The 12,249-nt window shown below is 63.7% G+C and carries 11 protein-coding genes; 8 read left to right on the top strand and 3 right to left on the bottom strand.

Translation table 11 applies throughout. From position 1 onward, the window contains the following. The first annotated feature begins 15 nt into the window (after positions 1 to 15). Both TU80_RS28390 and TU80_RS28395 read left to right on the top strand, forming a co-directional pair. A complete protein-coding gene (locus TU80_RS28390; protein WP_057005924.1) occupies positions 16 to 1,149 on the top strand; it encodes an NAD(P)/FAD-dependent oxidoreductase in 1,134 nt (377 codons plus the stop codon). Further along, positions 1,149 to 1,775, top strand: a complete 627-nt coding sequence (locus TU80_RS28395) for a helix-turn-helix transcriptional regulator (protein WP_017847913.1) — start codon at positions 1,149 to 1,151, stop codon at positions 1,773 to 1,775. The genes TU80_RS28390 and TU80_RS28395 overlap by 1 nt, the downstream gene beginning before the upstream one ends. A 92-nt stretch (positions 1,776 to 1,867) precedes the next feature. Here TU80_RS28395 and TU80_RS28400 read toward each other — a convergent pair whose 3' ends face one another. Together TU80_RS28400 and TU80_RS28405 are read right to left on the bottom strand one after the other, a co-directional pair. After that, the gene (locus tag TU80_RS28400) at positions 1,868 to 2,644 is read right to left on the bottom strand and encodes an ABC transporter substrate-binding protein (RefSeq protein WP_017847914.1); all 777 of its coding nucleotides are present in this window, start codon (positions 2,642 to 2,644) and stop codon (positions 1,868 to 1,870) included. A gap of 135 nt (positions 2,645 to 2,779) precedes the next feature. After that, on the bottom strand, positions 2,780 to 3,466 hold the full coding sequence (locus TU80_RS28405) for a glycosyltransferase family 2 protein (protein ID WP_057005925.1): 687 nt from the start codon (positions 3,464 to 3,466) through the stop codon (positions 2,780 to 2,782). 199 nt (positions 3,467 to 3,665) lie between these two features. On the opposite strand from TU80_RS28405, the gene TU80_RS28410 reads away from it, so the two are divergent. Continuing rightward, positions 3,666 to 6,065: a DUF3772 domain-containing protein gene (locus TU80_RS28410; protein ID WP_057005926.1), complete on the top strand. Its 2,400-nt coding sequence runs from the start codon at positions 3,666 to 3,668 to the stop codon at positions 6,063 to 6,065. Between the two features lie 19 nt (positions 6,066 to 6,084). Here the strand turns inward: TU80_RS28410 and TU80_RS28415 are convergent, their stop codons facing one another. Beyond that, positions 6,085 to 6,867 carry a DNA-binding transcriptional regulator gene (locus TU80_RS28415; RefSeq protein ID WP_017847917.1) on the bottom strand — a complete coding sequence of 261 codons (783 nt, stop codon included), beginning with the start codon at positions 6,865 to 6,867 and terminating at the stop codon, positions 6,085 to 6,087. A gap of 133 nt (positions 6,868 to 7,000) precedes the next feature. On the opposite strand from TU80_RS28415, the gene TU80_RS28420 reads away from it, so the two are divergent. The 5 genes from TU80_RS28420 to TU80_RS28440 form a co-directional block, all read left to right on the top strand. Continuing rightward, a complete protein-coding gene (locus tag TU80_RS28420) occupies positions 7,001 to 8,659 on the top strand; it encodes a bifunctional 3-(3-hydroxy-phenyl)propionate/3-hydroxycinnamic acid hydroxylase (protein ID WP_057005927.1) in 1,659 nt (552 codons plus the stop codon). A gap of 1 nt (position 8,660) precedes the next feature. Continuing rightward, a complete protein-coding gene (gene mhpB / locus TU80_RS28425) occupies positions 8,661 to 9,614 on the top strand; it encodes a 3-carboxyethylcatechol 2,3-dioxygenase (protein ID WP_046484029.1) in 954 nt (317 codons plus the stop codon). Between the two features lie 17 nt (positions 9,615 to 9,631). Further along, complete coding sequence (locus TU80_RS28430; RefSeq protein ID WP_017847920.1) at positions 9,632 to 10,495, top strand: alpha/beta fold hydrolase; 864 nt, start codon at positions 9,632 to 9,634, stop codon at positions 10,493 to 10,495. A 14-nt stretch (positions 10,496 to 10,509) separates the two neighbouring features. Continuing rightward, positions 10,510 to 11,313 carry a 2-keto-4-pentenoate hydratase gene (gene mhpD, locus TU80_RS28435; RefSeq protein WP_017847921.1) on the top strand — a complete coding sequence of 268 codons (804 nt, stop codon included), beginning with the start codon at positions 10,510 to 10,512 and terminating at the stop codon, positions 11,311 to 11,313. A 32-nt stretch (positions 11,314 to 11,345) separates the two neighbouring features. Beyond that, positions 11,346 to 12,249, top strand: a 904-nt coding sequence (locus tag TU80_RS28440; protein ID WP_057005928.1) for an acetaldehyde dehydrogenase (acetylating), incomplete at its 3' end; no start/stop codon positions are given.

Below are 12,249 nucleotides of genomic sequence, written 5' to 3' on the forward strand. Positions count from 1 at the left end.
CTTCAGGAGATGTTCATGAGCCACGCAGACTTCATCATCATCGGCGGCGGGATTGCCGGCGCGTCCACGGGTTTCTGGCTGTCGCCCCACGGCAAGGTACTGGTGCTGGAGCGTGAGGCCCACCCCGGCTATCACTCGACCGGGCGTTCGGCCGCGCTCTACAGCGCTGCCTATGGCACCCCGCAAGTACGCGCACTGACCCTGGCCAGCCGGGCGTTTTTCGACAACCCGCCCGCCGGTTTCTGCGAACACCCGTTGCTCACGCCCCGGGGCGAGATGACTGTGGACTTCAGCGGCGACCCGGCCGAGCTGGACAAGCAATACCTCAGCGCCAAGGCCACCGTGTCGCAGGTCGAACGACTGAGTGCCGACGAAGCCTGTGCACGCTTGCCGATCCTGCGGCGCGACAAAGTCCACGGGGCGATCTACGACCCGACCGCCAGCGACATCGACACCGACGCCCTGCACCAAGGCTACCTGCGCGGCATCCGCCGCAACCACGGCGAAGTGCGGACCGACAGCCACGTGCTGGGCCTGAGCCGCACTGCCGACGGCCTGTGGCACGTACAAACCCAGCATGAAACCTGCACCGCGCCGATCATCATTAACGCTGCCGGCGCGTGGGCCGACCATATCGGCGGGCTGGCCGGCGCCGCGTCCGTCGGCCTGCAACCCAAGCGTCGTTCGGCGTTCATCTTCGCCGGCCCCGAAGGCGTGGACAGCCACGCCTGGCCGATGCTGGTGGCCCTCGACGAAGCGTTCTACATGAAACCCGATGCCGGCATGTTCCTCGGTTCACCGGCCAACGCCGACCCGGTGGAACCCCAGGACATCCAGCCCGAAGAACTGGACATCGCCATGGGGATCCACCAGATCGAAGAAGCCACCACCCTGACCATCCGCCGCCCGACCCGCACCTGGGCCGGCCTGCGCAGTTTTGTCCACGACGGTGATTTGCTGTCCGGCTTCGATCCGCGGGTGGCCGGGCTGTTCTGGGTGGCGGCACAGGGCGGGTATGGCATCCAGACCTCGCCCGCGATGGGCCAGGCCAGCGCGGCCTTGGTGCGCGGCGCGGCGCTACCGGAGCCACTGACGCGGTTCGGCCTGGACGCTGGTATGCTCTCCCCCGAACGCCTGGAGCCGCATTGATGAACACCGCTGAACAAGACAAGGTCCTGCAGAACTTCCGTGCGATCGCCGATGCGATCGCCACGCTGTTCTTCCCCCACGCCGAAGTGGTGCTGCACGACCTGCGCACGCAAAAGGTCGACTACATCGCCAACAACCTGTCGAAACGGGCCATCGGTGACGATTCGGCGCTGGAAGACATGCTGAGCGACGACATCCGCGAAGTGAATATCGGCCCCTACGAAAAGCTCAACTGGGACGGTCAGAAAATCCGCAGCCTGAGCACCGTGCTGCGCGACCACAAGGGTCGCCCGCTGGCCGTGCTGTGCATCAACCTGAATATCTCGCTGTTCGAAAACGCCAAGGCGGCGCTGGACCTGTTTCTGTCACCCAGCAAGCTGATCCCGCAACCGGACTCACTGTTTCGCGATGACTGGCAGGAACGGATCAACACTTTCTTGCACGCCTGGCTGCGCGAACGCCAGTTGAGCCTGAACCTGCTGACCCGCGACCACAAGCGCGAGCTGGTGCTGGCGCTGCACGCCGAAGGTGCGTTCAAGGGCAAGAGCGCCTCGAACTACGTGGCCAATGTGTTGGGCATGGGGCGGGCAACGGTCTACAAGCACTTGAAGGAACTGAAGGGCTGAAGCCGGCAGCCGCGATCAAATGTGAGAGCGGGCTTGCCAGGGCTCGACAGCTCTCACACTGACCTACAGCGTTTTCAAGTGCATATTCAGCATCAGTCGCCGTAGATATCGGACTTGAAGTACTGCGCGGAAATCTTCTGGTACTCGCCATTGGCACGGATGCCGTCGATGGCCGCATTCAACTCACTGACCAACGCGCTATTGCCCTTGCGCACCGCAATGCCGGCGCCCTCGCCCACGTATTTCGGGTCTTTGAGTTCCGGCCCGACAAACGCATAACCCTGGCCTCGCGGCAGCGACAGGAAGTCACTCAGGGGGATGGTGTCGGCAAAGATCGCATCCAGGCGCCCCGCCGCCAGGTCCATGTAGATTTCTTCGTTATTGCTGTAGCGCTTGACGTTGATGCCCTTGGGTTCGAACACCTCGGTGGCATACCGGTCGGTAGTCGTGGCCCGCTGCACGCCGACGGTCTTGCCTTTGAGGCTGGCGTACTGGTCGTCCACCACCGCGCCGTCCTTCATCACCAGACGCGATGAGGTGAAGTAATACTTGTGGGTGAAATCCACCGACTTCTTGCGGTCTTCGTTGATGGTCATGGACGACAAGGCCATGTCGATTTTCTTCACTTTCAGCGAAGGAATCAGCCCATCGAACTCGCCTTCGACCCACACACACTTGACTTTCATCTGCGCGCACAAAGCGTTGCCGATGTCATAGTCGAACCCGACGATTGTGCCTTCCTGGGTCTTCGATGCGAACGGCGGGTAAGCCGCCTCGATGCCGATGCGCAGGGTTTTCTCGGCGGCCAGGGCGTGGCCGCAAGCGAACAGGCTCAGGGCCAGGGCGGTGATGAGGGAGCGTTTCTTCATGGTCGTGGTCTCGCAAGTTATTGTCGATTTGGCAAGATTGAAGAAAAAGTCAGGCAGGTTTTTTGTACTTATAAATCCATAATGGACTTTAGCGTATTTTCCGTCAATCGCTTCCAGGCAACCCACGCACGGGGCTCAGGTGCAGGGGGAATCGGCTTCGGCGTGAGCGGATGGCGGGATCAGCGAAGCCAGGTATTCGCCAAACCCGCCCTGGCACTTGTAGTCCCGACGCGCGCTGGTAATCACCGGAATGGTGGCCGTCCAGGCGATCCGCGCGCCGGTCCGTTCAAGGTCGGCCACCAGGCGGACGTCTTCATCGGCGGCCAGGTGCTGAAACCCACCGGCGGTGCGATAGGCCTCGGCACTCAACCCAAGGTTTGCCCCATGGATGTGGCGGTGGTTTTCGATGAATCGATAGCGCTCCAGGTATTGCGCGCACACCCGTTCGCCGTGCTCGTTCCAGCTGTCGACCTCGACGGTGCCGCACACCGCGTCAGCGCCAAACCCGAGCTGGCGCACCAGCCAATCCTGGGGAACCCGCGTGTCTGCATCCGTGAAGGCAAGCCACTGCACGCCGCGCTTGAGCAACGTCTCGGCGCCGACGGCTCTGGCCTTGCCCACATTCTGAAAACGCACGTCGAGTGTCGCCGCACCGTGGGCCGCCGCCAACGCGTCGGTGCGGTCGGAGCAGTCATCCAGAACCACGAGTATCTCAACCGGGCGGCCGTCAAGCGCGGGATGTTCACTGGCGAGCCGCACAGAAGCGAGGCACTCGCTGATCTGCCGCTCTTCATTATGGGCGGGTATCACGACTCCTATCATTGGCGTTGCCTCAGTTGGCGAAGTATGTCCAGCTATCGACATAGCGCTGAGGCAGAAGGTTTAAACAATCTTGTGCCGCCGCCTGACCACGCGCATCGTTGCCGCCGTGCCTCCCCAAAAAATTCGCACGAATGGCTTGCCTTCGCCTCATAGAGTGGTGACGCTTAGGTATTTGGGTAACCGTCAAAGGGCAAGGCGCATGCATCGAGTCACCACGAGCCGTTTTTTCACCGGGCTGTTCGCCCTGCTGATGCTGTGCGCTACGTTGCCCAGCCTCGCGCAGGCTGCGCCTTCGCCGATCAGCGACCCGCGCAGTGTGCCGCTGCTGGCTGAAGACGCCAGTGTGCAAGACCTCAACGACCAACTCGACCTGATCCGCCAGAAAGTCACGGGCAGCGCCAACGACGACCTGCTCTCGACCTTGCGCCAGGCCGCCTTGCAGGTGCAAAAACAGGCCGACACCCTGGCCGCCAAACAAATCCTCGATCTTGAACACCTGGATGACCAGCTCAACGTGCTTGGCCCGGTACAGGTCAATGAGCCTCCCAGCCTGACCCAACAACGCAGCGCATTGACCCGGCAGAAGAACACCCTGCTCAACGAGCAGCGCCAGGCCAGCAGCCTGAGCCAATCCGCCAGCGACATGGCCGCGCAGATCTTCAGCCTGCGCCGCAGCCTCTTCGACTCACAGATCAGCACCCGCTCGGCGAGCCCGATCAGTGTGGTGTTCTGGTCCAACATCATCCGCCCGACCGACGACGATCTCAGCCGTTTACGCGGCCTGTACGCCGATGTCCGCAGCGTGATGGACACCGCCGTGGCGCCGGGAAACCGCTGGTTTTTCGTGAGCATGCTGTTCGGTGCGCTGCTGGTCTGGGTGACGGGACGACGGGTGTTGGAGCACACGCTGGTCCGGCTGACGGTGCGCTGGATCCCCGAAGGCCGCCTGCGTCGCAGTGCCCTGGCGCTGGCGGTGGGGCTGGCCACCGTGCTGACCATCAGCCTGGCCGCCACGCTGCTGCGCTGGGGCGTGCTACGCGACACCGTGCCCAGCGCCGACATGCTCACGCTGCTCGATCAATTGCAGACCCTGGTGGTGTTCTGCGCCTTCATTGTCGGCCTCGGTCGCGCCCTGTTGATGCGCGCGCATCCGTCCTGGCGCCTGCCCCAGATCCCCGACCAGATCGCCGTCGCCCTGGCCCCCTTCCCCGTGCTGATGGGCCTGGCCTTGATGCTGATCGGCACCCAGGAACGCATCAACAGCGTCATCGCCAGCAGCCTGGCACTGACCGCGGCGGTGAACGGCCTGACCGCGCTGGCCATCGCGCTGGTGTTCTTCTTCGGCCTGCTGCGTTACCGCCGCACCCGCCGCCGATACGCGCTTGAACGCATGAGCGGCATCGCCGGGCTGATTCCGTTTGTCGCCGGGACCTGGATCGGGATCGCCCTGCTGGCGCTGTTGAGCGGCTACCTGACCCTGGCTTACTTCCTCACCGTCAAACTGCTGTGGATGAGCGTGGTCGCGGCGACGGCTTATCTGCTGATCGCCTGCTTCGGCGACCTCTGCGAGACCCTGCTCTCGCCGAAACAGCCTGGCGGCCTGGCGCTCGGCTCGGCCTTGGGCCTGTCCGAACGCCACCAGGCACAGGCCAGCACGATACTCGCGGGCGTGGGCCGCACCCTGCTGATGTTCACCGCGGTGCTGTTGGCGTTCCTGCCCTCCGGCTCCAGCCCGGGCGAGCTGCTGGCGGGGCTGACGCAACTCGACCTGGGCAGCAAGCCGCTGGGCAACCTGAACATCGCCCCCGGCGATATTCTGCTGGCCCTTGTCCTGCTCGCGATCGGCCTGTTCGGCGTGCGCGTGCTCAAGAACTGGCTCGGCGAACGGCTGCTGCCGGAAACCAACATGGACGCCGGCATGCGCGCCTCGCTGGTGACCCTGGTGGGTTACATCGGCTTCGTGCTGGTCGCGGTGGTGGTGATGTCCACGCTGAATATCAGCCTGACCAACTTGACCTGGGTGGTCAGTGCGCTGTCGGTGGGCATCGGTTTCGGCCTGCAGGCGATCGTGCAGAACTTCATCTCCGGCCTGATCCTGCTCACCGAACGCCCGGTCAAAGTCGGCGATTGGGTCAGCCTCGCGGGCGTCGAAGGCGATATCCGCCGCATCAACGTGCGCGCCACGGAAATCCAGATGTCCGATCGCTCAACGGTGATCGTGCCCAACTCGCAGTTCATCACCCAGAACGTGCGCAACGTGACCATGGGCAATGCGCTGGGCGTGGTCGGCATCACCCTGACCCTGCCGCTGGAAACCGATGTGCTGCAGATCCGCGAACTGCTGTTGACGGCATTCACCGAACACGAAGACGTGCTGGACACGCCGGCGCCGTCGGTGACGTTCAAGGACCTGACCGCCAACGGATTGGTCATCGGCGTCAGCGGTTACGTCAACAGCCCGCGCTCGGTGGGAACAGCCCGCAGCGACCTGCTGTTCACCGTCCTCGGGCGCCTGCGCGAACTCGGCGTGGCGCTGTCTTCGCCGCAGAGTATGGTGCTGATCAATGAGGCGGCGGAAAAAGCCTCGCCGGCCGATTAGAGCGCCACACAACCAAGCATCAGCACTCCGCCAATTGCGTTCTGATTTTTTCCACCACGCCCTGCATGGCCGGCAGATAGCGGCGGGCGGCTTCCTCAACTGACATCGCCTTGGCGATGTAGACCAGATTCAGGCAGCCCATCACCCGCTCCTCGTGCCTGATCGGAATCGCAATCGCAGCGATTTTACGCTCAAGGCCCCAGTGGGAATTGTTTTCGCCGTAGCCCTTGCCAAGGGTGTGCTCGACCAACCGATCGACAAAGCCGCGATCCGCCGCCAGCGCCGACTGTTCATCGTCGCGGCTGATCAACAACTCGATCAGCTCTTCGCGCTCGGCCGGCGGGCAGAACGCGAAGTACGCGCGCCCGATGGCGGTCATGAGCAAGGGTAAACGCCGGCCGACCATGGAGCGGTGAAACGACAGGCGACTGAAGCGATGCGTGGTCTCGCGTATCACCATGGCGTCGCCGTCCAGCGTACACAGGTCAGTGGGCCAGACCACTTGTTGCAGCAGCTCGCCGAGCAGCGGTGCGGCAATCGACGAAATCCATTGCTCGTCGCGAAATCCCTCGCTCAGTTCGCGGACTTTCAGCGTCAGGCGATAGCTGTCATCCGACTCGCTGCGGCGCACGTAACCCTCGGCCTGCAAGGTCTCCAGCAGCCGGCGAACCGTGGTCCGGTGCAGCCCGCTTTGCTCGGCCAACTGCGCCGTACTGGCCCCGCCATCGAAACGATTCAAGCCATTGATCAGGGCCAAACCCCGCATCAGCCCACGAACGGTTTTGTATTCTGTTTCGCTCATGGACGCTCCATTATCGTTTCAAATCAACGCTGTGCACCTGGTGCACACTAGCAGGGGTTTTCGTTGTCCACCAGCCTCGTGATTTCCATACTGCGCCCCACAAGAAATCCAAAAACGCTGTACGGAGATACCCATGAGTCTTGCACCCGCTCCTTCCACATTGGAGCTGACCGCCGACGTTGCCATCGTCGGCGCCGGCCCTGTCGGCTTGATGATCGCCAATTACCTGGGGCAACGTGGCGTAAACGTCACCTTGGTGGAAAAGCTCGACACCCTGATCGACTACCCCCGCGCCATCGGCCTGGACGATGAAAGCCTGCGCACGTTCCAGGCCGTCGGTCTGGCGGACAAGGTGCTGCCGCATACCACGCCCTGGCACGCCATGCGTTTCCTGACGCCCAAGGGTCGCTGCTTTGCCGATATCCAACCGAAAACCGACGAGTTCGGCTGGTCCCGTCGCAACGCGTTCATTCAACCTTTGGCCGACCGCGTGCTGTTCGACGGCCTGCAGCGCTTCAGCAACGTCAAGGTGCTGTTCAGTCGCGAGCTAGACAGCTTTGAACAAAGCGACAGCGCGGTGGTGCTCAACCTCAAGGATCAGCATGGCCGCAGCGAACGCCTGAATGCCCGTTACCTGATCGGTTGCGACGGTGGCAACAGCCTGGTGCGGCGCAGCCTGGACATCAGTTTCGAAGGCAAGACCGCGCCCAATCAGTGGATCGTGGTCGACATCGCCAACGACCCGCTGGCCACGCCCCATGTCTATCTGTGCTGCGACCCGGTGCGTCCTTACGTGTCCGCCGCCCTGCCCCACGGCGTGCGTCGTTTCGAGTTCATGGTGATGCCCGGCGAAACCGAGACCGAGCTGAGCAAGCCCGAGAACCTGCGCAAGCTGCTGAGCAAAGTCTTGCCCAACCCCGACCGCATCGAGCTGATCCGCAGCCGCGTCTATACCCATAACGCGCGTCTGGCCGGGCGGTTCCGCCAGGGCCGGGTGCTGCTGGCCGGCGATGCCGCGCACATCATGCCGGTATGGCAAGGCCAGGGTTACAACAGCGGCATGCGCGATGCCTTGAACCTGGCGTGGAAACTCGCGCTGGTGATCAAGGGCCTGGCCGCCGACAGCCTGCTCGACAGCTACGAACAGGAACGCCGCGACCACGCCAAGGCGATGATCAACCTCTCCGTACTCGCCGGCCACGTATTGGCGCCGCCGAAACGCTGGCAAGGCACCCTGCGCGATGGGGTGTCGTGGCTGCTCAACTACCTGCCGCCGGTCAAGCGTTACTTCGTCGAAATGCGCTTCAAACCGATGCCGCAATACACCCGGGGCGCGTTGATCGTGCCGACTGCAAAAGGCTCGCCGGTGGGCAAGATGTTCATTCAGCCAAAGGTCTTGACCGACGCCGGCACCACCGTGCTGCTGGACGAAGTGATTGGCGACAACTTTGCGATCATCGCCTGGGGCTGCGATCCGACCTGGGGCCTGTCGGCCACGCAAATCGCCCATTGGAAAGCCCTGGGCACGCGCTTCATCCAAGTGTTGCCGGACGTCCAGCTCCGAGTACCGAGCGATGCCGGCCAAGACGTGATCCGCGTGGGTGACAGCAGCGGGCGCTTGAAAGAATGGTTCGCGCTCGGCACCTCGTCCATCGCCCTGGTGCGTCCGGACCGCTTCCTCGCCGGCCTGGCCATCCCGCAAACCGTCGGCCAGGCCTGCGATGACCTGGCCCGGGCGCTCAAAGCCGTGCCACCGACCTCGGCGAACGCTGTTGTCAGCAAGGTCGCGTGACATGAGCGCCTTTGTGCATTGTTTGTCTCATACGCCGTTGGTGGGCTACGTCGATCCGGCGCCGCAGGTATTGGCTGAAGTCGACGGCGTGATCGACGCCGCGCGCGAGCGCATCGCCCGCTTCGACCCGCAGCTGGTGGTGCTGTTCGCTCCCGACCATTACAACGGCTTTTTCTACGACGTGATGCCGGCCTTTTGCATCGGCATGGCGGCCCACGCGATTGGCGATTTCGACACCGCCGCCGGCCCGCTCGACGTGCCCAAAGCGCTGGCCGAATCCTGCGCCCAGGCGGTGCTGGATGCCGGTGTCGATGCCGCGGTGTCGTATCGCATGCAGGTCGACCATGGGTTCGCGCAACCGTTGGAACTGTTGCTCGGCGGCTTGCAGCGCTGCCCGGTGATTCCGGTGTTTATCAACTCGGTGGCGGTGCCGCTGCCGAGTTTCAAGCGCGCCCGACTGTTGGGTGAAGCGATCGGCCAATGGGCCAAAGCGCTGGATAAACGTGTGCTGTTCCTCGCTTCCGGTGGTTTGTCCCATCAGCCACCGGTACCGGAACTGGCCAAGGTCGACGCGCGCATGGCTGACCGTCTGATGGGCAGCGGGCGTCAGCTCCCCGCCGATGAACGACAGGCCCGCCAGAACCGGGTGATTCAAGCCGCCCGCGCTTTCGTCGAAGACCCGAACAGCCTGCACCCGCTGAACCCGGCCTGGGATCAGCAGTTTCTCGACAGCCTCGAACAGGGCCGCATGCGCGACCTCGACAGCTTGGGCAATGACGCGTTGTCGGCGCTGGCCGGCAAGTCGACCCATGAAGTCAAAACCTGGGTCGCCGCCTTCGCGGCCCTGAGTGCCTTCGGCCCGTATCAGACCGAAGGCCGCTACTACCGCCCGATTCCCGAGTGGATCGCAGGTTTCGGTGCGCTTGGCGCACAGCCGCTGCCCCCTCACCCATGAATTCAAGGAACTCTGCCATGACTGCCACTGCTTTCAGTGAAGCCTCCACCAGCCGCTTTGCCCGTATCAAGGAAGGCGACCTGGACCTGCAACTGCATTACAACGACCTTGGCGAAGGCGCCGACACCGTGGTCATGCTGCACGGCTCCGGGCCGGGCGCGAGCGGCTGGGCCAACTTCAATCGCAATATCGAGCCGCTGGTGAATGCCGGTTTTCGCGTGATCCTGATGGATTGCCCCGGCTGGAGCAAAAGCGACACGATCGTCAGCGAAGGCTCGCGCTCGAACCTCAATGCCCAAGCGCTCAAGGGCCTGCTCGATGTGCTGGGGCTGGAGCGCGTGCACATCATCGGCAATTCGATGGGGGCCCACAGCACCGTCGCCTTCGCCCTGGAATACCCTGAGCGGATCGGCAAGCTGATCCTGATGGGCGGCGGCACCGGCGGCCCGAGTGCCTTCGTGCCGCAGCCCACCGAAGGCATCAAGCTGATCGGCGCGCTGTACCGCGACCCGACCATCGAGAACCTGAAGAAGATGATGAATGTCTTCGTTTTCGACGCCAGCGGCCTCACCGACGAGCTGTTCCAGACCCGCCTGGACAACATCCTGTCGCGCCGCGATCACCTGGACAACTTCGTCAAGAGCAGCACGCTCAACCCCAAGCAATTTCCGGATTTCAGCCACCGCCTGCACGAAATCAGCGCCGACACCCTGCTCGTCTGGGGCCGCGAGGACCGCTTCGTGCCGATGGACACCGGCTTGCGCCTGCTGGCCGGCCTGCCCCGGGCACAGTTGCACGTGTTCAACCGTTGCGGCCACTGGGCGCAGTGGGAACACGCCGAGAAGTTCAACCGCATGGTCCTGGACTTCCTGACCCACTGATCATCGAGGCTGACATGACGCTGACTCAAGACACCCTGCAACAACTCGCCGCCGACCTGCGCCAGGCCGAAGACCACGGCGAAGCCATCGGGCCGCTGCGCGAGCGGATCGGTGCAGACAACGCCGCCGCGTATGCCATCCAGCGCCTCAACGTCGACCACGGCGTGGCCAACGGGCGCCGCGTGGTCGGGCGCAAGATCGGCCTGACCAACCCCAAGGTCCAGGCCCAGCTGGGCGTGGACCAGCCGGACTTCGGCACCCTGTTTGCCGACATGTGCTACGGCGACAACGCCACCGTGCCGAGCGGCCGCGTACTGCAACCGAAGATCGAGGCTGAAATCGCGCTGATCCTCGAACGCGACCTGCCCCGCGCCGACACCACATTCGCCGACGTAATGGCGGCCACCGGCTGGGTCGTGCCGGCCCTGGAAATCGTCGGCAGTCGCATCCAGGGCTGGAACATCCGCTTCGTCGATACCGTGGCTGACAACGCGTCCAGCGGCTGCTTCGTACTCGGTGGCCCGGCTCGACGTCTCGATGGGCTCGACCTGCGCCAGGCCAGCATGCGGATGACCCGCAACGCTGAAGAAGTGTCCAGCGGCAGTGGCGCCGAATGCCTTGGTCACCCGCTCAATGCGGCGGTCTGGCTGGCCTGCGCCATGGCGCGCCTGGGCGATCCGCTGCGGGCCGGCGACATCATTCTCACCGGCGCGCTGGGGCCGATGGTGGCGGTCGCTGCCGGTGATCGGTTCGAGGCCGAGATCGACGGCATCGGCCGGGTCGGCGTGAACTTCTCGGTAGACAGTCGCGCCGAGTAATCGGCGACTTGCGTGCATATGAGGCAATAACAATGAATAAACTCAAAGTCGCCATCATCGGTTCCGGCAACATCGGCACCGACCTGATGATCAAGATCCTGCGCAACGCCAAACATCTGGAAATGGCGGTCATGGTCGGCATCGACCCGGCTTCCGACGGCCTCGCCCGCGCCCAGCGCATGGGCGTGGCTACCACCCACGAAGGCGTCGAAGGCCTGACCCGCATGGACGTGTTCCAGCACATCGATTTCGTCTTCGATGCCACCTCGGCCGGCGCGCATGTGCAGAACGATGCGTTCCTGCGCGCGATCAAGCCCGGCATCCGCCTGATCGACCTGACGCCGGCAGCCATCGGCCCGTACTGCGTGCCGGTGGTGAACCTGGAGCAGAACCTCGATCAGCTCAACGTCAACATGGTCACCTGCGGCGGCCAGGCGACCATTCCGATGGTCGCCGCGGTGTCGCGCGTGGCCAAGGTGCATTACGCCGAAATCGTCGCCTCGATCGCGAGTAAATCCGCCGGGCCCGGCACTCGCGCCAACATCGACGAATTCACCGAAACCACGTCCAAGGCCATCGAAGTCATCGGCGGCGCGGCCAAGGGCAAGGCGATCATCGTGATGAACCCGGCCGAGCCGCCGTTGATCATGCGCGACACAGTGTTTGTGCTGTCCGAAGCGGCGGATCAGGCGCTGGTCGAAGCCTCCATCGTCGAAATGGCGGCGGCCGTGCAGGCTTATGTGCCGGGCTATCGCCTCAAGCAAAACGTGCAGTTCGACGTGATCCCGGCAGATGCGCCGCTGAACATTCCTGGCCTGGGCAAATTCTCCGGCCTGAAAACCTCGGTGTTCCTCGAAGTCGAAGGCGCCGCCCATTACCTGCCGGCCTACGCTGGCAACCTCGACATCATGACCTCCGCAGCCTTGGCTACCGCCG

The organism is Pseudomonas veronii (genome assembly GCF_001439695.1).
GTDB classification, from domain to species: Bacteria; Pseudomonadota; Gammaproteobacteria; order Pseudomonadales; family Pseudomonadaceae; genus Aquipseudomonas; species Aquipseudomonas veronii.